General features: G+C 61.8%; 15 protein-coding genes. 6 read left to right on the top strand and 9 right to left on the bottom strand.

The window, feature by feature from the left end; translation table 11 throughout:
• Positions 1–3 precede the first annotated feature (3 nt).
• Positions 4–618: an SCO family protein gene (locus ATF69_RS17195; protein ID WP_167514367.1), complete on the top strand. Its 615-nt coding sequence runs from the start codon at positions 4–6 to the stop codon at positions 616–618.
• Between the two features lie 92 nt (positions 619–710).
• Here the strand turns inward: ATF69_RS17195 and ATF69_RS17200 are convergent, their stop codons facing one another.
• The 7 genes from ATF69_RS17200 to ATF69_RS17230 form a co-directional block, all read right to left on the bottom strand.
• On the bottom strand, positions 711–1751 hold the full coding sequence (locus tag ATF69_RS17200) for a Bug family tripartite tricarboxylate transporter substrate binding protein (protein WP_146871729.1): 1041 nt from the start codon (positions 1749–1751) through the stop codon (positions 711–713).
• Between the two features lie 115 nt (positions 1752–1866).
• Positions 1867–2808 carry an RNA polymerase sigma factor RpoH gene (gene rpoH / locus ATF69_RS17205; protein WP_056065967.1) on the bottom strand — a complete coding sequence of 314 codons (942 nt, stop codon included), beginning with the start codon at positions 2806–2808 and terminating at the stop codon, positions 1867–1869.
• Between the two features lie 187 nt (positions 2809–2995).
• On the bottom strand, positions 2996–4078 hold the full coding sequence (locus tag ATF69_RS17210) for a hypothetical protein (RefSeq protein WP_146871730.1): 1083 nt from the start codon (positions 4076–4078) through the stop codon (positions 2996–2998).
• 133 nt (positions 4079–4211) lie between these two features.
• On the bottom strand, positions 4212–6860 hold the full coding sequence (locus tag ATF69_RS17215) for an EAL domain-containing protein (protein ID WP_146871731.1): 2649 nt from the start codon (positions 6858–6860) through the stop codon (positions 4212–4214).
• A gap of 272 nt (positions 6861–7132) precedes the next feature.
• Positions 7133–7825 carry a class I SAM-dependent methyltransferase gene (locus ATF69_RS17220; RefSeq protein WP_146871732.1) on the bottom strand — a complete coding sequence of 231 codons (693 nt, stop codon included), beginning with the start codon at positions 7823–7825 and terminating at the stop codon, positions 7133–7135.
• A gap of 82 nt (positions 7826–7907) precedes the next feature.
• The gene (locus tag ATF69_RS17225) at positions 7908–8513 is read right to left on the bottom strand and encodes a hypothetical protein (protein WP_146871733.1); all 606 of its coding nucleotides are present in this window, start codon (positions 8511–8513) and stop codon (positions 7908–7910) included.
• On the bottom strand, positions 8513–9565 hold the full coding sequence (locus ATF69_RS17230; RefSeq protein ID WP_146871734.1) for a glycosyltransferase: 1053 nt from the start codon (positions 9563–9565) through the stop codon (positions 8513–8515). Before ATF69_RS17230 ends, ATF69_RS17225 begins: the two co-directional genes overlap by 1 nt.
• A gap of 380 nt (positions 9566–9945) precedes the next feature.
• Between ATF69_RS17230 and ATF69_RS17235 the strand changes: the two genes are divergently transcribed.
• Both ATF69_RS17235 and ATF69_RS17240 read left to right on the top strand, forming a co-directional pair.
• The gene (locus ATF69_RS17235; RefSeq protein ID WP_146871735.1) at positions 9946–13041 is read left to right on the top strand and encodes a DUF2339 domain-containing protein; all 3096 of its coding nucleotides are present in this window, start codon (positions 9946–9948) and stop codon (positions 13039–13041) included.
• Positions 13038–14105: a UbiA family prenyltransferase gene (locus ATF69_RS17240; protein ID WP_146871736.1), complete on the top strand. Its 1068-nt coding sequence runs from the start codon at positions 13038–13040 to the stop codon at positions 14103–14105. The genes ATF69_RS17235 and ATF69_RS17240 overlap by 4 nt, the downstream gene beginning before the upstream one ends.
• Before the next feature lie 356 nt (positions 14106–14461).
• Here ATF69_RS17240 and ATF69_RS17250 read toward each other — a convergent pair whose 3' ends face one another.
• Both ATF69_RS17250 and ftsY read right to left on the bottom strand, forming a co-directional pair.
• Complete coding sequence (locus ATF69_RS17250) at positions 14462–16846, bottom strand: glycosyltransferase (RefSeq protein WP_158641493.1); 2385 nt, start codon at positions 16844–16846, stop codon at positions 14462–14464.
• Between the two features lie 70 nt (positions 16847–16916).
• Positions 16917–18344 (bottom strand): signal recognition particle-docking protein FtsY, encoded by a 1428-nt coding sequence (gene ftsY, locus ATF69_RS17255; protein ID WP_146871738.1) that lies wholly within the window; start codon positions 18342–18344, stop codon positions 16917–16919.
• 28 nt (positions 18345–18372) lie between these two features.
• Here ftsY and ATF69_RS17260 point away from each other — a divergent pair, with 28 nt between their 5' ends.
• The 3 genes from ATF69_RS17260 to rsmD are packed head-to-tail and all read left to right on the top strand — an operon-like array spanning position 18373 to position 21891.
• Positions 18373–19806 (top strand): M16 family metallopeptidase, encoded by a 1434-nt coding sequence (locus ATF69_RS17260; RefSeq protein ID WP_146871739.1) that lies wholly within the window; start codon positions 18373–18375, stop codon positions 19804–19806.
• Between the two features lie 22 nt (positions 19807–19828).
• Entirely contained in the window at positions 19829–21187 is a 1359-nt protein-coding gene (locus ATF69_RS17265; RefSeq protein WP_146871740.1) for a M16 family metallopeptidase, read from the top strand.
• Positions 21184–21891, top strand: coding sequence for a 16S rRNA (guanine(966)-N(2))-methyltransferase RsmD (gene rsmD, locus ATF69_RS17270; protein WP_146871741.1), 708 nt, complete (start codon positions 21184–21186; stop codon positions 21889–21891). The genes ATF69_RS17265 and rsmD overlap by 4 nt, the downstream gene beginning before the upstream one ends.
• Positions 21892–21925: the final 34 nt, after the last annotated feature.

A 21925-nucleotide genomic window follows, 5' to 3' on the forward strand; every position in this document is an offset into this window, starting at 1 on the left:
TCCATGCAGAAACGAAAAGCTCTTCAATTGATAGCGGTTGGTGCAATATCCATATGCGCTACAGGCCTCCTGAGTGCGTGTTCCGAGAAAAAGGCCGAATTCCGCGGCGTGGACGTCACCGGCGCTGAGTACGCCCGCGACCTTCCCCTGACCGATCACAACGGCCAGCCACGCCACATCAAGGACTTTGCCGGCAAAGTGGTGGTGGTGTTCTTCGGCTACACCCAGTGCCCCGACGTGTGTCCCACGTCGATGCAGGAGCTGGCCGAGGTCAAGCAGATGCTGGGCAAGGACGCAGGCCGTCTGCAGGGCATTTTTGTAACGGTGGACCCGGAGCGCGATACGCCCGAAGTGCTCAAGGCCTACATGGCCAACTTCGACCCGAGCTTCTTGGCGCTGCACGGCACACCCGAGCAACTGGCCGCCGTCGCCAAGGACTTCAAGATCTATTACAAGAAAGTTGATGGCAAGACGCCCACCAGCTACACCATGGACCACTCTGCAGGTAGCTACGTGTACGACCCCGCAGGGCGCCTGCGGGTCTACAACCGCTATGGCAGCGGCGCACAGGCCCTGGCGGCCGATGTGAAGGTGTTGTTGGCCGAGGCCGGGGGCTGAGCCCCTCCAGCCCCTGAGTGACCCGGGGCCTGTGTCAGGCCGCCGTTATGCGAGGCACTGTGCGGCCCCGCATGAGCTGATGCTCTTGGGCCTTATTCGGCCTTGATGCCCCGCATCGCAATCACGCCGCCCAGCAGATTGGTGTCGGCCTTGATGCGGTTGGCCAGGCCTTCGGGAGACGAGCCCACCGTCTGCCACCCTTGCTGGAACAGCTTGCTGCGCACGTCTTCGCTGCGGGCGATCTCGCTGATCAGCGCGGCCAGCTTGGCCTGGATGGGCTTGGGCATGGTGGAAGGCGCTGCGAAGGCGTTCCAGATTTCCAGGTTGAAGTTGCTGATGCCTGCCTCGGCCAGGCTCGGCACCTCGGGTGCCAGCGGGCTGCGCCCGGAGGAGGTCACGCCGATCGCGCGCAGCTTGCCCGCACGCACCTGGGCCTGCGCCAGCGCCGGGGGCAGCAGCGCCATCTGCAGCTGGCCGCCCAGCATCGCGTTGGCCACCTGCGGATAGCCAGGGTAGGGCACATGCACGGGGTTGATGTTGCTGCGCGCCTTGAGCAGCTCGGTGCCGATGTGGCCCACCGTGCCCACGCCTGGCGTGCCGTAGCTCCACTTGTCACCACCATTGCGTGCTGCCACGAAGAAGTCGCGGGCACTGCTGTTGGCGGCCACCCCGGGCTGGTTGACGGGTGCAGTCAGAATCAGCGGTGAGGTGCCGATCAGGCTCAGCGGTGCCAGGTCCTTGATCGGGTCATACGGAACCGCCGGGTTCAGCAGCTTGGCAATCGTCATGTTGCCGTTGATCATCAGCCCGATGGTGTGATCGTCACGGGCCTTGGCCACTGCGTCGGCGCCAATGTTGCCGCCTGCGCCCACCTTGTTGTCCACAATCACGGGCTGGCCCAGGGCCTTGGACAGGGGCTCCGAGAACGTGCGTGCCGTCAGGTCTGGCGACGAGCCCGCAGGAAAGCCCACGATGATCTTCAGCGGCTTGGTGGGCCAGGCCAGCGGCGTGGGCGCAGTGGCAGCAGCCTTGCCGGCGCTTTGCGCCAGGGCCCAGGGGGATGCGGCAGCCAGCGCGATCAACAGCGAAGCACGGCGGGAAACACGGCCAGGAAAGGCGGGACGTGAGGGCATGGGGTGCAATCTCCTTGAAGAATATTCGGGGGCCCAAACGACGCGGGGCCCCAGAACTGGGGCCCCGCGAGGCAACTTCTGCAGCAGGGGATATTAACCCCGCTGCCCGGACCGGTCAGGCGTATTCGGCCAGGGCCTTTTTCATCTTCTTCATGGCAGCCACTTCGATCTGGCGAATGCGCTCGGCGCTCACGCCGTACACCGCCGCCAGGTCGTGCAGCGTCATGCCGCCGCTGCCGTCGTCATTGACCTTGAGCCAGCGCTCTTCCACGATGCGGCGGCTGCGGTCGTCCAGGCTGGCCAGTGCGTTGGCAATGCCGTCGGTAGCCAGGGCGTCGCGTTGGCGCGACTCGATCATGGCCGTGGGCTCGTGCGATGCATCGGCCAGGTAGGCAATGGGGCCAAACGCCTGCTCGCCATCATCTGCAGGGGCTGGGTCCAGCAATACGTCGCCACCCGCCATGCGGGTTTCCATTTCGATGACTTCTTCGCGCTTCACATTGAGCTGCGCGGCGACGGCGTCGATCTCATGGTCCGACAGGGTGTCGCGGTGTGTGGCGGCATCGGCGGCCGATGCATCGGCCTTGAAGCCCTGCTTCATGGAGCGCAGGTTGAAGAACAGCTTGCGCTGCGCCTTGGTGGTCGCCACCTTGACCATGCGCCAGTTCTTCAGGATGTATTCGTGGATCTCGGCCTTGATCCAGTGCATGGCGTAGCTCACCAGGCGCACGCCCTGATCGGGGTCGAAGCGCTTGACGGCCTTCATCAGGCCCACATTGCCTTCCTGGATCAGGTCGCCATGGGGCAGTCCGTAGCCCAGGTACTGGCGTGCAATCGAAACCACGAGGCGCAGGTGCGACATCACCAGCCGGCCGGCGGCGTCCAGATCGTTGTTGTCCTTGAGCTGGCGTGCGTAGGTCTGCTCTTCTTCGTGCGTGAGCAGGGGCAGGCGGTTGACGGCCGAAATATAGGCGTCCAGATTGCCCAAGGGGGGCACCAGTGCCCAGGGATTGGCGGGCGCCAGAGACATCGTCGCGGTTCCAGATTGAATGTTCATTCCGGGAATCCTTTCCTCTAAGCCATGATATTAGCACTCTCTCTGATTGAGTGCTAAGCCCGGAGTTCCCGTCGGGTTGCTCATTGATACCGTTGGACATTTTTTGAGTCAAATTGCCATCAAGCGCTAGTGCATCATGCCTATAGAGCTATAAAAATCATAGTAACAGGCTGGCGCTGCAGTACCGTCAGACGGTCAGATCCACCTGCTGCACCGTGCCCACGCTGCCGTTTTCTCGCAGGTAGACGCTGGTGGAGCGCACGGTGCCCAGGCTGGCGTTGTCGGCGGTGCGCAGGGCAAAAGGGGTGGCGACGGCGTTGGTGGAGAGTGCGCCCACGCCCACGTCGGCCAAGGTGCGCAGGCTGCCGGCGCCCTCTGCGCCATCCGCCGACGGGGTCCATACCTGCAGCTGCTGAAAGACCGGGTCCGCCTCGTCAATCCAGCCGTTGCCGTCGCTGTCATAGGCGGCTAGTTCGGCAAAGCCGTTGCCGGTGCCGGGGCCGAACAGCTCCCGGCCGTTGTCGATGCGGCTGTTGTGGTTCAGATCCAGGGCCAGGTAGCCCCGGTTGCCTGAGAGCAGGGGCACGTTGTCGGTCTGGCCGTCGCTGTCCAGGTCGAACGCAAAGCGCAGGTCCTGCAACTGCGCGGCCGAGCCGTCGAAGTTGATGACCAGCGGGTCTACCGCCACAGCGTCGCCCAGGCGCAGGCTGAACGATGATTCCTGGCGGTAGCTGCGCTGCATATCCAGCTGCAGGCTGAAGCGGATTTCCCGCCCGTCGGCGGTGCGCACGGTGCCCTGGGCGGCAAACTGGGTGCTTTCGGTTTCTACGACCACTTCGCGCTGCTCCACCAGCAGGCCCCACCCGGCACGGGGACGGCCTGCATCGGCGGTCGGCGTCGTGTCGAGGCGGCTGGTGGGTGTGGCGGGTGGGGAGGGTGCGGGTTCCGTCTGGCCGGTGTACACCCGCACCTGCACGCCCGTCATGCGGGCAATCAGGTCGCGGATCATGGCCAGCTGGGGTGTCAGGCCGTCGCTGGGGCTGCTGCCGGGCGCGGCATCTGCGGCATGGGTGGGGTCGATGGCCTCCTGGGCGGCGCGGGCCACGCGTGCAGCGCTGGAAATTTGTACGGCCGGGCTTGCTCGGGTAAGGCCAGGGGCGCTGGTGGGGCGGCGCTCGCCGACCCAGGCTTCAAAGCGGCTGCTTTGGGTGTGCACGCGGCTGGCAACGTGCTGGGCATTCATCTGCAGGGCGGACGATTCAATCTTCATGGGACACCTCCAGGGCTTCCACACAGAGATATCGACGCCACGGAAAGAGAACTTGAATGTTGCCTTGCCCTTTTTCTTGTTTCCTTTCGCCGGGTACCCGATGGCTGGCGTGGTGGCAGTCTCCGCCCCCCAGCTACACCTCTTGCCGCACCCGGCTTTCAAAGTCTTCGAGCGTCAGCGGGCGGCCAAACAGGTAGCCCTGGAAAGCCTGGCAGCCATGGGCCAAAAGAAATTGGTAGTGGGCGGTGGTCTCCACCCCCTCGGCGATCACGGACAGGCCCAGGCTGCCTGCCAGCGCGATGATGGAGCGGGCGATGGCCGCGTCGCTGGCGTCCAGCAGCACGTCGCGCACAAAGCCCTGGTCGATCTTGATCTGGTCCAGTGGCAGGCGCTTGAGGTAGCTGAGCGACGAGTAGCCCGTGCCAAAGTCGTCCAGCGAAAACCCCAGGCCATGGGCCTTGAGGGCGCGCATGGTGGCGATCACGCTGTCCACGTTGTCCAGCAGCAGGCTTTCGGTCAGCTCCAGTTTGATCTGTGCGGGGTTGGCGCCGGTCTGCTGCACCAGCGCCAGTACCTGGGCCACAAAGTCGTCTTGCAGAAACTGGCGGGCGCTCACGTTGATGGCAAGGCTCAGCTGCGCAAACTGCGGGTCTTGCTGCCAGCGGGCCTGCTGGCGGAGGGCGGTTTCCATGACCCAGTGGCCCAGTGGCAGGATGAGACCCGATTCTTCCGCCAGCGGGATGAACTCCGACGGCGGCACCATGCCTTGGACCGGATGCTGCCAGCGCACCAGTGCCTCTGCGCCGGTCACGCGTCCCTGGCTGTCCACCTGCGGCTGGTACAGCAGCAGGAATTGCGCGCGCCGCAGGCCGTTGTGCAGCTCGGTTTCCAGCAGGGCGCGGCGGTTCACGGCCTGCTGCATGTCGGGGTCAAAAAAGCGCAGTGTGTTGCGCCCGGCGTCCTTGGCGCGGTACATGGCCATGTCGGCCTGCTTGAGCACCTCGTCCACCGAGTCGCGCTGGTGATTGAGCAGGGTCACGCCGATGCTGGCGGTGAAGTGGTGTTCGTGCCCGGCCAGTTCGTAGGGCTGGCGCAATTGCGCCAGGATCAGCTCGCCCAGCGTGCGCGCCTGTGCGGCGGCCTCGGGGGCGTCGCTGCTCAGGTTCTGCAGCACCACCACAAACTCGTCACCTCCGAGGCGGGCCACGGTGTCCTGCTCGCGCACACAGCTGCGCAGGCGCTGGGCAACGTCCTTGAGCAGCAGGTCGCCCACCTCGTGGCCCCGGGTGTCGTTCAGGGTCTTGAAGTTGTCCAGGTCCACAAACAGCACGGCCGTGGTGAGGCCCGAGCGCGCACCGTTGACCAGCACCTGCTGCAGCCGGTCCACCAGCAGGCGGCGGTTGGGCAGTTGCGTGAGTGCGTCGTAGAACGCCAGGTAGCGTGCCTCGTCCTCGGCGGCCTTGCGGCCCGAGATGTCGATGTCGATGCAGAACATCTCGGGTGGGTGGCCCGGCACCTGGATGTAGGCATGGCTGGAGAACACATGCACCGGCGTGCCGTCCTTGCGCTGCAGTTGCAGCTCGCCCGCCGGAATCACCTCGCCGGTTGCGAACATGTGCTGCATGTGTGCCCGCACGCCGTCGCGCATGGGCGGCGGGATGATGAGGTCGAGCAGGTTGCCGCCCAGGGCTTCTTCGGCCGTGTAGCCGTACAGCTGCTCGGACGCCTGGTTCCAGTAGCTGGTGGTGCCGTCCTGCAGGTAGCCTTGCACCGAGATGGACGGGATGTTGCGCAGCAGCGAGCGAAAGCGCAACTCGGACTCGCGCAGCGCACTTTCAGCCTGCTTGCGCTTCGTGATGTCGCGGGCGAGGAACACCACAGCCGCCTGGCCACCCACCTGCACGCCCAGGGGCTGGGTGCGTCCTTCGAACTGGCGCAGTCCCGACAGGGTCTGCAGCTCGTATTCCACGCTGTGGGTCTGGCCAGACCGCAGCGTGTCCCGGATGAGCGCCATGAACCGTTCTGCCTGCTCGACGGGCAGCACATCGTACAGCCGTTTACCTACCAGCTCGGGGGCGCTGGCGACCAGGGTGGCGTCGTTGGGGGACAGTACCTCCACATACCGGCCCTGGGCATCCAGCACCAGCAGCACATCGGGGATGGCCTGCGTGATGGCATGCAGGCGGGCTGCCGTGCCAGTGAGTGCACGCTCGGTGGCCATGCGTTGCTCCACATCGTGCAGCAGCAGGCCCAGCACCACAGTGGCTGGGGTGAAGGTCAGCAGATAGGGCAGGGCCAGCGTCTGGTTGATGCGCTGCACGGCCTCGGCGGGCAGCAGCTGAAACAGCGCGATCACCGCCGTGTGCAGCAGCAGCCCGAACAGCGCGAGGGGGACGGGCTCCACCCCGAGCCGCCCCCGGGCGCGGCCCTCGCGGTACACCAGCCCCATGGCCGTGCACAGCACGATCACCATAAGCCCCACCTCGGCACCCGCGCCCCCCAGCCACAGGCGCCCGGTGGCCGCCATCAGCGCCGCAATGCCCGCCACCAGCGGGCCGCCAAATAGGCCGGCCATGCTCAGCACCACCGAGCGCGCGTCAAAGATCACGCCCGGCATCAGCACCACCGGGGTGAGCATGCCCACCACGCAGATCCCGCCGAAGATCAGCCCCGAAAAGACCTGGCCCACCCACGGGTGCTGGCGCCAGACGCGGATGTTGAACCCATGCAGAAAGCACAGCGCCAGCAGCAGCGCAACGCCTTTGACCAGCTCAATGAACATGGGCCTCCGTGCTTTCCGAGGGGAAAGCCCATGATGGAGGAAACGTTGCGATCCGTAAACGTGTAAATGGCCCCGGATGGGGCCATTGCTCGCAAGGTTGAGGGGGAGATCGCGAGGCTCAGCTCAGCAAAGCCTGGGAAAATTCGCGGGCATTGAAATTTCCAGGTTCGATGCACATTGGAAGTGGGTCGCAGACTGATGACGCCCGTCGCGCAGGGTGCATCGTGCTTCTGAGACGCTCTTGTCTGCAAATTGCGCTACTTGCGGGACGCTCACCTGAGCAGACCGTAGCCCCATTGAAGTTTGCTCTTGCGCGACGGCTCCTCGTTGATCTGAAAGCGCCCAAAATACCGATCTCCCCAGGTTCTTTGCGATACCAGGTCAAATGCGCAGTCGAAGGCCATATCCCGGATGCACTCCGCATTGGGAGACCAAAAATTCGTAATATCGCCTGCAAGGGAGGAGTGCCGGTAGTAACGGGCGACAGGTTCTTGCAAACCCAGGTCGTTCGCAGCATGGCTTTCGAGGTGCAAGGTACCCTTGCACAGAGAGCGAGCAATCGCCATTGCCTTCACCATATCTGGCAGGTGGTACAGGACGCCCAGAAAAAGTACGTGATCAAAAGTTCCCAGCTCATCCGCAGTCAGGTCGTAGATATTGGCACGGTGGTACTGAAAATTCCGCCCTGTAATCTCTTCCATGACACCAAAGCCATGAGCATTTTTAGGCCGATAGTCGACTGCCACTACCTCAGCACCCCGTTGATGGGCGGCCAGCGAGAAAAATCCGTCGGATGACCCTATGTCCAAAACTCTCTGGCCATTTAAATTTTGGGCGAAATCGATATCATCCAGTAAAAATCCTGGATTGTAACTGCCGGGTGTAACGAGGCCAGGGTAAATTTCGAACGCATGATGCCAATGCTTCACAGAGGCGACCAGTTGCTGGGCTTTTTCGAAATTCAAATTTACTCCTCATTTTTTAAAAATTAATCTCGCAAGATGTGAGAATTGCGAAAATATTCATACCGTGATTCAAGGTGCAAGTCTACTGCTTGCAAAGATAGTCTGGCACCGTATTCTTGTGCATGAAGGGGTCCACAAGGTCGCTGGAGTATTCGCCAGCGATCAGGCGTTGTGGCGGAAGAAAATGAGACCTGAAGAAGCGACTGAACGTCGCAAGGAGTTCTCCCCGCGTGGTCAGGCGGATACAACTTCCCTGATCGACAAATAGGGTGCCAGACTCCATTTGCTCAGTGAGCCTCACCTCCATCAGTCGATGCTCTTTGATGTATTCCTCGCGAAATATATAGTCTAGATAATTCAATTGGATGCCTCCCCCACGTTGCTGGATTTTTTCTAGAAAATAAAACGACAGCGAGCGGTCTATGATGGTCGGAAAGGTGATTGCCAATATATAGCCGAGCAGTCCACAGATGGCGATATTTTGAACTTTCTCCAGTGGGTTGAAGTAATTTGAAAATGGTGTTATTGTGATGAGGAGGGCATATGCAAGTAATGCGAGGGTGCAAGCCCAAATGGCCGCGTAGAATACAACATCTACTTTGAATAATCGGATGTAAATCCAATATGTAGCTACTGCAATGGCTGCATAGGTCGCTATTCCCGCGACGGAGAGAGCTGCACGTTCCATCAAATATCCTGCTGAAGGAGTGAGTGTGAGATGTTGTTGCCGGACAAGCTGCATCCTGAGGTCGGCTGAGCAAGCAGTCTCGCTGATGGGGCTGGGGTACCGCCAGTAACAAGGTCCTCCGATGTCTCGATCCGAATCGAGAACGGTTGCGCCCGATCAAGCGCCCGTTCAGTCCGCTTGCGGAGCTTTTGCAGTCGCGAGGACAGCCCCACAGATACCACTACAACCACAGCCGAGACAACAACAACAGCCATGGCGACGGACGAGAGGTTGGCGTGCAGTCCTGCGGCCATAAGTCCACCCAGGACCATTCCGCCGACTGACGCCAGCCCCGCGAAGAGTGCGGTGTTCAGAGCGAGCCGACGCTGGACCACAGGAGCCAACACTGCGAGCGAAGCCACACCGTGCAGCACAAGTTTGCGCAAGTTCATCTTGGAGCGGCCTGCGTACCGCCGCCCGCGGTCCACTCGCACTTTTCGCATCTCCAGACCAGATGCAAGCACAGTGGCAGCAAGGTGCTGGGAGAGTGTTGTCATCGTGCTCAGCCGCTGAACCGCAGTCCCCCGGAGTGCCATGAAGTTGCCAAAGTTCATCCGGTAGCCCGTCAGGCAGCGGAAGAGTGCCTTGTAGGCAGCATAGAGCAGCTGAAAGAGAGGTCCGTCATTGCGTTTTCCGCGGGAGGCCGCCACGACATCGACGATTGCCTCATTTTGGGCCACCAGTTCAGCGATTGCCTCGGGTACGTCTTCCCCGTCGGAATCCATGACCACCACCCATTGATCAGTGCGCACATATCTCGCGATGTAACGCAGACCGACTGCGATCGCCGCTTGATGTCCCCGATTTCTGCTCAGGCGTATGACGCGAAGATCCTGCGCGGAATTTCTGGCAACAGGATATACAAATGGATGGCGCAGCGACCCATCGTCTACGACCACGACGCAGTAAGGTTCTTGAATGCTGATCTCGAGATGTCGTAGCAACTGCGAGCAGGCCTCCGCGTCCTCGTACACGGGCATGAGCACAATGAGCTTTGCGCACAACTTAGGCATCAGGGCATCTCAAGAAAAACGAAACGCTGAAAATATTGGTGCGCAGCTGAATGTCGGGGGGCTTTGTTGAAGGAGTACAGGGTCTACCGCAAAAAAGCTAACGTCCAGACACCAGGGCAGGAGCGGCAAATCGTTGGCAACTGAGGGCATATGCGGTCCACATTCGCGTTCATTTGAGCAGAATGGCACCACTCGCTACGCACCGGGGGCATTGTTACACTGAGCGACCGATTGTCCTTGCTTTCCACCATCTGACGGGGATAAGTAGCCGTTTTCGCCCCCGACTGTGAGGCTCTGAACTCCTGGGGCAGGCTCGGGTTAGCGCCTCTCATTTTCCCGTGTCCCGTCCCCCCAATTGTCCCCGCAGGTTTTACCAGGTCATGAGTGTTCATCTTTTTTGCACGGCAATTTGGCAACGTGTACTCGACCGGACTGTGCACTTTGTGCGGTGGGACCGAAACCTGCAGATTGCCTTGCTGCTCTTTTGCACAAGTTTTCTGGTTTTCAACAGCAATTTGAGAACGATAGGTGCGGTGGACACCTATGCAGCGCGATATCTGCCCTTGTCGATTTGGAAAAATGGCAGTCTCCTTCTAGATCCCATCGCAAACCACGTGGCTCAAGGACTCGCTGTTCCTCAGAAGTCGGGTCAGCAGGGTGAAGCTTGGTGGATGTTAAAGACTCAGCAGGAAAAGCTGGTGTCGATGTATCCACCCGTCACGCCACTGGTTGTAGCGCCGCTCTATTTGCCCGCGGTCATCTATTTGAATGCCACGGACTGGAGCCCACAGCGTGTTGAACGGGTCGCTCGCGTTATGGAAAAACTGGCAGCGTCCTTCGTCACGAGCATATGTGTGGCTTGGATGTTTTTGTTGCTTCGTCGGCAATCCGAGGTGCCCGTTGCAGCAAGCTTGACCACCTTGTTCGCATTTGGTACGTCCACATGGGTTATCAGTAGCCAAGCGCTTTGGATGCATGGTGTAGCGCAATTGCTTGTAATTGGCCTGCTGTGGTTGGCTGTGAGTCAGCAAAAATCGCCCGGACGGGCCCTCTTTGGGGGACTGCTTTGCGGATTGCTCGGCTGTAATCGGCAACCGGACGCAATTTTGGCCATGGCCTTTGTTGCATATGCGTTTGCACTCGACCGCCGGAATTTCGGATTTTTCGTTTTTGGGGGGGCACTCCCGGTAGCCGCCACATTTGCGTACAACCTTCAAGTGGTGGGCCATGTTTTGGGTGGATACGGCCTCGCACTTGGAGGAAATCGGATCCTCATGTCCTGGACGGGTACCTTGGAAGGAGTCTGGGGCTTGTTAGTAAGCCCTGTGCATGGCTTGCTGACGTTCTCTCCGTTCCTGGCCTTTGCTCCACTGGGGTTGCTGCTCCATGCCAAGCAACCTCGCACGCGTTTGCTGTCCATGGCCGTGGGGGCTGCCGTTGTGTGTCAGATATTTTTCTACGGAGCGGTGAACTGGATCGCCGGAGTGAGTTGGGGGCCGCGATTCTTGACGGACGCGTTGCCGCTACTCTTTTGGGCGCTGCCCCCTGTAATCCGTCATTTCGGAGTCATCGGTCGCAGGGCTTTTGCGGCGCTTGGGTTGATTGCTGTTGTCAGTTCTTTGATCGGAGCATTTGGCTACAACGGCATTGCCCACGCAGCCTACCTTGGAGACCATCCCGGACGAAACTATAAAGAGCACAAAGTAAATGCAGAAAAAGCTGCTTGGATGTTTGCTCATTCGCCGTGGAAATCCCTGCCCGTGTTTTTCAATGATCTGTTCCCGGGCCTCTACGGATCAATCGACCGACTGAGTATTTCCTCGGATGGAACTGCCACCGTAGAGGGGTGGTCGCTTTTCGGCAGTCGTCAACCGTTTGATGTCCATTTATTGGTCGATGGGGTGCGTATACCAGGTGGTGCAAATCATTTTGAGTACCGTGAGGATGTAGCGAAGTTCATGGGCAATTCCGCCGCAGGGGCGTGGAAAATATCTTTCCCTGCCTCGCTCATGAAGTCGGACCGTCCCGTATTCAGTGCCTGGGTCCGTTCGCATCCCAATGCCCCGCCTTGGGCACTTCAGGCATTCGAACTACCAAAGCCTGTGGTTGTTGCCCCGTTGGTCGCATTGACTCCCGCTGAGGCTTCCTGGAAAGGGGCGATTGATGTGGTGCACGTGTATCCCAACCGGGGTGTTGACGTTGTAGGATGGACCACGCGCGGCCAACTTGCGCCTGAAAACTTGGAACTGTGGCTCGACGGTAAACGGGTCGCGGTGATCGACGCCTTCCACAGGCGGCCGGACGTAGAGCAAGTGCTGGGGATCAGCAGTCCTAGCGGATGGAGAGTCCGTATCCCAGCGCGCAGCTTGACCGAGGGGGAGCACCAAGTCTCCGTCGTACTGCCACAGCAGAGCCTCTCCCTTACACCACAGCACCTCATCGCCAAGAAGTTCTCGGTTACGGCTACGGCCGCTCGTCCGCATTGGTCTCCCAGCATGCCAATGAGCGATATGGCCGGACTCGCAGCCAAGCTGCTGGAGCATCAACAAGAGGTGGGCGGCTATTGGCTGACCGACTACACCAGTGATACGCGCTTTGACAAACCGGGCATCGAGTTAAACGTGTTCTCTACCGCGGCGATCGTCGATCTGCTCAGCCCAGTGAGCGATCGATGGGAGCTCTCCGGCATGCTCAATCGGGCCAAGGGCTTTCTCTCCATGCAAATTGAGGAGGAGTCGGGCCTCGTTCGCTACCATGGGCGCCCTGATATGCCTTCCCACGGTGTACTGGGGTGCAAGATCACACCAGATGCGGACGATACTGCGCTGGTTTGGCGATTGGCGCCGGTGTCAGATGACAAGCTGAAGGCAAGGGCCCGCGCCATGCTGGAAGCATTCAAAACGCCAGAGGGTCTTTACCGCACATGGTTATCTACATCTGACCACTACGATTGCGTTGATCCTGGCAGGGACCCCAATCCTGCTGACATTGGCATCCAGATCCATGTCCTGATGTGGCTTAACCAAGTGGATGCCACTGCGGCACGGGAGTTCTGCAAAGTGCTGCAATCGCGCTCTGAGGACCCGTCTTTTTGGGTTTACTACAAAAAAGCGCCGGCTGCCGTTGTGTGGCGATTGCCCGCGTTGCGTGCCATGGGATGTCCCATCAAGCTGCCTCAATCTCTGCTCACCGTCGAAGATGCCGATCAGCGGCTTTGGTTGCGGATCATTGAGCGGATTCAGGTCACAGAAGCGGGAATTGACCGGCACGAGCTCCAGATAAATGAAGACCTGCTGAGACAGGTGGCTGAGGGTGGGTTCTCGCGCGTTTGGCAGTCGCCCCTGTTGTACTTCCACAATGACCTGACTGCCACGGTGCGCCGATACTACTGGTCGCCCGAGTTGGGGTTGGCGCTTTGGCTGCGCCTTTTCGCGGCAACAGAGCAGGCCGGTCCTGCGGCTGCGCTTCGTCGATGAAAGAGATTTTCCCGGTGGAAACGCGTTCTTGGTGGCAACACCCTTGGCTGTTTTGCGTGCGTCTGGATGAGGTGGCGGTACTTCAGGGAACTCCATTGATCGGGTTCGCGTTCGCGCACTACCGTGCCGGGCAAGGGCTCCCTTGGTCTGATGCCCTGGCTGTGCTTGCGGCAGTGGTATGTGCAAGCGTCAGCCTGGTGGCGCACATCGTCGTGTTGAACGATTGGGCGGGAATCGACAGCGATCTGAAGGACCCAGGACGGAGGGCGCGAACTTTTCTATCGCTGGGGGTAACACGGCGTGCCATGTGGTGGCTTGCGCAATTTTTGGCGGTGTCAGGGCTGGTGGTCGCTGCCCACTTGGGGGCTCCAGCGTTGTGGATTGCCGCAGGCATGCTGGCAACCAGTGCTATTTACTCTGCCCCCCCCTTGCACCTCAAGAGTGCGCCGGTTGCAGGGTCCTTGTTGCACCTTGTGGGAGGCAGTCTGCATTTCCTGTTGGGATATCTGGCAATTGCCCCGCTGGATTTTCCAAGCGTTATTTTTGCATGCTACTTTGGTGTGGTTTTCGCAGCTGGGCACCTCATGCATGAAGTTCGGGGCCATGATGCGGACCTCGCCAACGGAATCCGCACCAACGCTGTAGCTTTTGGGCGAAAGGTCACTTTCATTTCTGCCCTAGCGCTATTCAGCTTGGCTTATCTGCTGCTCGCCGTGTGTAGCGCCTTGGTACAGCACTGGGGTTTGGTGTGCCTGTCTGCGGGTACCTACGGGTTGCATGTAGTCAAATCTTGGCATGCACTCCGATCAAAGCTTGAGCTGCACTCCATGCTTCAACTGCAGTCGCAATACCGGTTCAACTTTGCAGTGATCGGTATTGCACTGTTGGCTACTTTTACTCAGCCTTCCATTCGCGGCGTATTGTCAAGCGTGGCCGACCAAAAGCCTGTACAGCAATCGCAAGGGCTTGGTGATGCGCCAGGAGGCCGAGTGCAGGAGCGCGTCTACCCGCGCTTCGAGAAATTGCAGTTTGACCTTGTCTTGGGCGGACTCCCGCTGGTCTGACAAAAGTGCCTGCACTTGCAGCCTTGTGGCGGACAACTCGCGATGCAGCAAGAGAATTTCTTCGTGCATTTGCACGCCCGCGCGAACAAGGCGTCGGCATTCTGCCTGAGCGTCCAATAGGTCGAGTTTCTCATCCTGGCAGTTGGGGGCGTACATCGATTCAGCTTTCGGTGAGCTCGGTAAGGAATCCTCGCAGAGAACGGTCCTCTTAGTCCCCTGGACGAAGGCTGCTGCCCCACTTGGTCGGCCCATGGCTTCCGCAAGTTCAGCGGTGCGGTGATTGTCGATCGCATGCCCCACTGCACATTCCCTTTCGCTGGAGAGTTCCGTTACGGGCCCATCTTGGGCGCTGTCCATCATGCGGCTGGTTGCAATCTGAGCACTTCCTCAATTCGGCTGCGCAGCCGTTGAGCACATGCAGCCAGACCGTGCTGTTGGTGCAACAGATCGCGAGCGTTGCGTGCCCGGCGCACGGCCTCTTCTTGAAGAAGGTATACCGAACGCATCTGCCATGCTGCGTGCACCTCATCTGGCTCTGCCCACACTTGGTCGGTGTAAAACGGGTAATGCCCCTCGGGGACAGGGACCAATCTGTAGTCCACCGGCCAACCGGTCTGGTTCGAAATCAGCTCCGTGGTGGCTGAGTAGTCAGTGGCGATCACTGGCTTGCCTAGTTCCATCGCTTCCGCAATCAACAACCCGAGGCCTTCGCTGCGATGCAATGAAACAACCGCATCGGAACACCCTATAAGTTGCAGAGTTGCTTCACGGCTCAAGGTATTTTCGATCAATTGAACGTCCGGATCGCTGCGCAACTCCTCCACCCAAGCCGGCGGCTTTTCGGTCGACAGCTTATCTGCATTCAGTGCTTTGATAACCAACTTTGCTTGTGCAATGGGGTTGCGATGTCGAAAGGCTCGGCGGAACGCTCGGACCACCGCCATGGGATTCTTGCGTTCAACAAATGAAAGGCAGTCGAAGGAAAAGAAAAAGATGAATCCTCCTGCATCCAATCCAAATTGCGCCCGATCCACTGACGCGGGAGCATCAAAAGTGAGCATCAGCGGCATGTAGCGTACCGGCTTGCGAGTCCTGTGCTTCAGCATGGACTGGATGAAACGTGTTGGGGCCCACACTTCGTCCACCAGCTCCAGAGCTTTCAGCCAGGGGGCGGGGAAATTCTCTAGTTCCCAGAAGGGCATGACGGTTCGCCACGCCTTGGAATGCAGGGAGGACTCAAGGGTTTTGAGCACAAGTGGCAACTGATCCGCGTTGATGTTGAAGATCTCTATGGGCGCACGCGACCGATCCACAAACAATTCTTCCAGCGGCTGTTCCACTTTGTCGGACAAGGCACTGATGTCAATCGGCAGCCCACGTGCCGGGATTTGGCCTTGATGGAGTGCGCGCAGCACCTGCCTGCCAGCTTCGCCCACCCCGAGCGCCAGTCTCAGATAGCCCACCACGGTGACAGTGGGCGGGGTAGACGCTTCCAGTGGCTGAGGCTCCAAGTGTTGGTATACCCTTGGCTCCGCGACGGCCTGTCTGGGCGTCATCATGGATCGACCCTCGAACCAAGACCGTCCATGGGTACGGAGCCATTCCAGATAATTGTCGGTGCCTTGTGCCGTGGATAAATCAAAAGCGTGGCGGAGCCAAGATTCGTTGCGGTGTAACTCGGCGCTCAGGCGTGTTACCTGGCCCGACGCGCCACTGCTTGCGGTGGGGCTTGGCAGATGCAGGTAGTCCTCATAGGTGGAGAAGGGATCGCCTCCCAGCCAACGTAGATGCCGATCGCGGAACATGCGGCGGACGCATTGAGGGATGGGGGTGCCCGAAGCAAAACGCCCATAGGCGTAGGCCCCTGTGGGGATACTTCCGTGCCCGTTGGCCAGCACCCGGCATGCATAGCCCCGCATGAGATCAGCCAACGGCTGGGGAATGTCCGAGTCACAGAAGGCCTGGGTATATTTGGACAAGCGGCGCAAATTTTGCGGATCAATGCCGCTGAAATGAAAAAATCGAAGTGGTCTTCCGTCAATTTCCCATGCGCCCACCGTGCCCGTCAGCTTTCTCTGGTGAAGGTTCCAGTAGGCGACGTTGTAGGCGGTGTCCCTGAGAATTTGAACCTTGGCCGCAAATCCAGGAATTAGATCCATGAATTTCTGATCGACGAACCGGCCCGAGTCTGGTTCATTGACACAGTCGTATTGGAGTCTCCGAGCCCACCAGCGCAGGAGTCCCTCGGTCTCTTCGGTTGCACCGACGCCCAGGAACCCAAGGTTGTAGATACCTGCGCGCATGATGCCCACATCGTCAGGAAAGGTATCGCGTTCAGCAGGTCGGGTCAGGTGTGGCGTCAGGACAAACGAGGCGCCAGCGTCCAGCAGTTCGAAAACCTTGTCCAAGGGCGCATGCAGCTCTATATCGGGGTCTAGATAGACGATGTGGTCGTGGCGGCGGTTTCTTAACGCACGGAACATGAACGGCTTGACTGCCGTATTGAATTCCATGATGTCGTAGCGAAACGCGAATGATTCAAAGTCATCGATACGCAGCTCTGCAGCCGTGATGACCTTGCATGCATTGGGATAGTCCACCATCTCCGGCTGCATCTCGTCGGCGAGACAGAGGTAGACAGCGGCTTCCGGGTGGTGTCGCCGGACGCTCTCCAAAAGTACCTTGGCCATAGGCACATAGTTGTTAGAGCAAATGGTGAAGATTGCGCGTTGTGCGGCCATTGGTTTCTTTGAGAAATTACCAGCATCACCGCTTGTCATCTTTGGCGCCGGATGGGGGGAGCCTACTCGATCAGCTCAGCAAAGCCTGGGCAAATTCGCGGGCGTTGAAGGTTTCCAGGTCTTCGAGCTTTTCGCCCACACCGATGAAATACACCGGGATGGGGCGTTCCTGCGCGATGGCGGCCAGCACGCCGCCCTTGGCCGTGCCGTCCAGTTTGGTGACGATCAGGCCGGTGAGCTGCAGCGCATCGTCAAACGCGCGCACCTGGGCCAGCGCGTTCTGGCCGGTGTTGCCGTCGATCACCAGCAGCACCTCGTGCGGGGCGGTGGCGTCGGCCTTGGTGACCACGCGGCGGATCTTTTTCAGCTCCTCCATCAGGTGCAGCTGCGTGGGCAGGCGGCCGGCGGTGTCCACCAGCACCACATCCTTGCCGCGCGCCTTGCCAGCGGTGACGGCATCAAAGCTCACGGCGGCGGGGTCGCCACCTTCCTGGCTCACGATCTCGACGGTGTTGCGGTCAGCCCACACACCGAGCTGCTCACGCGCAGCGGCACGGAAGGTGTCGGCGGCGGCCAGCAGCACGGCAGCGCCTTCGTCGGCCAAGTGCTTGGTGAGCTTGCCGATGGAGGTGGTCTTGCCCGCTCCGTTGACGCCGGCCACCATGATCACGGTGGGGGTGTGCTCGCCAATCACCAGGGCTTTTTCGAGCGGGCGCAGCAGGTCGGCCAGCGCGTCGGCCAGCAGGCCCTTGACTGCCGCAGGGTCGGTGGTCTTGCTGTCCTTCACGCGGCGCTTGAGGTCCGTCAGCAGGTGCGTGGTGGCTTTCACGCCGGTGTCGGCCATCAGCAGGGCCTCTTCCAGCTCCTCATACAGCGCGTCGTCAATCTGCGTGCCGGTGAAGACGGTGGTAATGCTGCTGCCGGTCTTGCGCAGGCCCGCCTTGAGGCGGTCCAGCCAGCCTTTGCGCTCAGGCGCCGGGGCAGTGGGCGCAGCCGAGGTTGCGGGTGCTGCCACTGGCGCAGGCGGTGGTGTGGCGGGCGTGGGTGGTGCAACCGGCGCAGGTGCAGCAACGGAAATCGGGGGCGCCACGGGGGGCAATGCAGGGCTTGCAACCAACGGAGCAGCGGCGGGCGCCGCGGCTGCCGGTGCTGCAGGGGGCGTCGGTGCGACGGCCGGTGCCACTGGAGGCATCGCCACGGGCGCTGGCGGGGTCACAGTGACGGGCGCTGGTGCTGCGGGGGGCGGCGCAGCGGGCTCAGGGGCTTTGTTGCCAAACGGGTTGCGCAGCCAGCCAAAGCCTGCCGGGGCGGGCGCCGCCACGGGAGCCGGTGTAGCGGGCGCTGGCGGGTTGGGGGTAGCCACGGGCGGCGTGGCGGGCAGGGGGGGCGCTACGGGCGCAACCACGGTGGGCGCCGGTGCGCCTACCGGCTGGGCCGGGGCGGGCACATCGGTGGGGGCGGGCGAAGGAGCGGGCTTTTTCTTGAAAAAACTGAACATTGGCGGGTTCTTAGAATCACCCCATTCTATGAAACGCGCTTTCACCCTACTGGGCCTGCTGGCCTGCCTCTCGTCCGGGGCTGCCTTTGCGGCAACCACCCCGGTGTCTCAACCCTCCACCACGCCGTCCGCCACGGCCTCTGGCGCGCAGCAGTTCACGCTCAAAAACGGCATGCAGCTCATCGTGCAGCCCGACCGCCGCGCCCCGACGGCGGTGCACATGGTCTGGGTGCGTGTGGGCTCGATGGACGAGGTGGACGGCACCTCGGGCGTGGCCCATGCGCTGGAGCACATGATGTTCAAGGGCACCAAGACCCTGCCGCCGGGCGAGTTCTCGCGCCGCGTGTCGGCGCTGGGCGGGCGGGAGAACGCATTCACCAGCCGCGACTACACCGGCTACTACCAGCAGATCCCGTCCAACCGGCTGGAGGACGTGATGAAGCTCGAATCGGACCGGTTTGCCAACAACCACTGGCCCGACGAGGAGTTCAAGAAAGAGATCGAGGTCGTCAAGGAAGAGCGACGGCTGCGCACCGAAGACCAGCCCCGGGCCGTGCTGGCTGAACAATTGTTTGCCGCCACCTTCAATGCGTCGCCCTACCGCCGCCCCATCGTGGGCTGGATGAGCGATCTGGACGCGATGACGCCCGATGACGTGCGCGCCTTCCACCGCCAGTGGTACACCCCCACCAACGCCGCCGTGGTGGTGGCGGGCGATGTGGATGTGGCCCAGGTGCGTGCGCTGGCCGAAAAGTATTACGGCAGCCTGCCCGTGCACGCGCTGCCCGCGCGCAAACCGCGCACCGAGCCCGAGCAAAAGGGCCTGCGCCGCATCGCCGTCAAGGCCCCGGCAGAACAGGCCTATGTGGCCCTGGCCTTCCGCGCGCCCAGCCTGGACCGCGTGGACAACCTCACCGACGAAGACCGCGACGCCCTCGCGCTGATGGTGCTGTCGGCCGTGTTCAATGGCTATGACGGTGCCCGGCTGGACCGCGCACTGACCCAGGGGCCCAACCGCGTGGCCGACAGCGCCAGCAGCTCCGCCATGGTCACCGGGCGCGGCCCCAGCCTGTTCATGCTCAGCGGCGTGCCCGCTGCGGGCAAGACCGCCCAACAGGTCGAAGACGCGCTGCGCGCCGAGGTGACCCGTGTGGCCAAGGATGGGGTGAGTGAGGCCGAGCTGAACCGCGTGAAGACGCAATGGATCGCCTCCACGGTGTACGAGCGCGACTCGGTGATGAGCCAGGCGCAGGAACTGGGGGGCAACTGGGTGCAGGGCTTTCCGCTGGACGCCAACGAGCGCCTGCTGGCCCTGCTGCGCACCGTGACCCCGGCGCAGGTGCAGGCCGTGGCTGCCAAGTATTTTGGCGACGACCAGCTCACCGTGGCCACGCTGCTGCCCCAGCCCCTGGACGCCCCCCGCGCCCGTCCCCAGCTGCCCCCGGGCGCTGCCATCCGCTGAACCCGCCCTGCGGAAACTGCCCATGATTACTATCAAAAACATAGCTGTCCGTGCTTTATGCACTAGCGCTATCGCCCTTTTTTCCTCCAATTCGGCCTGGGCGCTGCTGCCCATTCAGCACTGGACGGAGCCGGGCGGCGCCAAGGTCTATCTGGTCGAAAGCCCGGTCATCCCCATGGTGGACGTGCAAATCGACTTTGACGCTGGCACGCGCCGCGACCCGGCGGGCCAGTCCGGCCTGGCCAACGCCGTCGCCGCCATGGCCAGCAAGGGCGTGAAGGCCGGGCGCGACGCCAGCGCCGAGCCCGCGCTGGACGAAAACGGCCTGGGTGAGGCCTGGGCCGATCTGGGCGCCAGCTTTGAAGCCAATGCCGACAACGACACGCTGCACTATGTGCTGCGCTCGCTGACCGACCCGCCACTGCTGGAACGCGCTGCGCGGCTGGCAGCCCGCCAGATTGCCGAGCCCACGACGACTGACGACGTCTGGCAACGCGACCGCGCCCGCTGGAGCGCCAGCCTGAAAGAAGCCAACACGCGCCCCGCCACCGTGGCCAACCATGCGTTTGCCGCTGCGGTGTATGGCAGCCACCCTTATGGCGTGCGCACCACCGAAGAGACGTTGGCGCGCATTGGCGTGGCCGACATGCAGGCCTTTCACGCGCAGTACGTGGCCGCCTGCCGCGCCAAGGTCAGCATCGTGGGCGCCGTATCGCGCGCCCAGGCGCAGACGCTGGTGGCCACGCTGCTGTCGCGCCTGCCTGCCAGTGCGGGCTGCGCACCGCTGCCGCCCGTGGGCGAAGTGGCGGCGCTGACGGCACCTGCCGAGAAGACCATTCCGTTTGCCTCGGCCCAGGCCCACGTGCTGATCGGCCAGCCGGGCTTTCAGCGCCGTGACCCGGACTTCCTCGCGCTTCTGGTGGGCAACCACATCCTGGGCGGCGGCGGCTTTGTCTCGCGACTGACCCACGAGGTGCGCGAAAAGCGCGGCCTCTCCTACAGCGTGTACAGCTACTTCGCCCCCGGCCTGCATGCCGGGGCCTTCACCGTGGGCTTGCAGACGCGCCCCGACCAGGCCGCCCAGGCAGTGCAGGTCTCGCGCGACGTGATCGCCCGCTTTGTGGCCGAAGGCCCCACCGAGGCCGAGCTGCGCGCCGCCAAGGACAACCTCATCGGCGGCTTTGCGCTGCGCATTGACAGCAACAAGAAGCTGCTGGGCAACGTGGCCAACATCGCCTGGAACGACCTGCCCCTGGACTACCTGGACCAGTGGGCCAAAAAGGTCGAGGCCCTGACGGTGGCCGATGTGCGCACTGTCATGGCCCAAAAGCTGCAACCCGGCCGCATGGTGACCGTGGTGGTGGGAGGCAAGCAGCCATGAGCCGATCGACCCTGCGCGGCAGCGCCATCACCGCCGAAATCCGCAAGGCCCAGGCCGCAGCCGCTGCGGCCCCTGTGGACCCCAAGACCATCAAGAAAAACGCCAAGGACAAAGCTGCGGCGGCTGCCGCCCCCAAGGGCGCGGGCGAAATCCGCATCATCGGTGGGCAATGGAAGCGCACCCGCCTGCCCGTGGCCCAGCGCCCCGGCCTGCGTCCCACGCCCGACCGCGTGCGTGAAACGCTCTTCAACTGGCTGGGCCAGGACTTGAGTGGCTGGCGCTGCCTGGACGCTTTTGCGGGCACCGGTGCGCTGGGGCTCGAAGCCGCTTCGCGCGGCGCCGCGTCGGTACAACTGGTGGAGAGTGACGCTGCGCTGGTGGCCCAGCTGCAGGTGCTGCAGGCCAAGCTGCAAGCCAGCGCCGTGCGCGTGCAGCGCGGCGACGGCGTGGCCGCCCTCAAGCAGGCCGCACCTGCCAGTGTGGACCTGGTGCTGCTGGACCCGCCCTTTGACGGCGAGCTGTTTGCACCTGCTTTGCAGGCCGCTGCCAAGGCCGTGGCCACCCAGGGCTTTATCTACCTCGAAGCGCCCCGCGCCTGGACGGACGGGGAGCTGGCCGGCAGCGGCCTGGCCGTGTACCGGCATCTGAAGGCTGGCGCCGTGCATGCGCACCTGCTGCGCCCTGTGGCTGCCACCACAGAATGAGCCAACGCCGGTTCATGTTGCACTGCACTGCATA

It is taken from the genome of Acidovorax delafieldii, from assembly GCF_007993815.1.
Taxonomy (GTDB): Bacteria; Pseudomonadota; Gammaproteobacteria; order Burkholderiales; family Burkholderiaceae_C; genus Acidovorax; species Acidovorax delafieldii.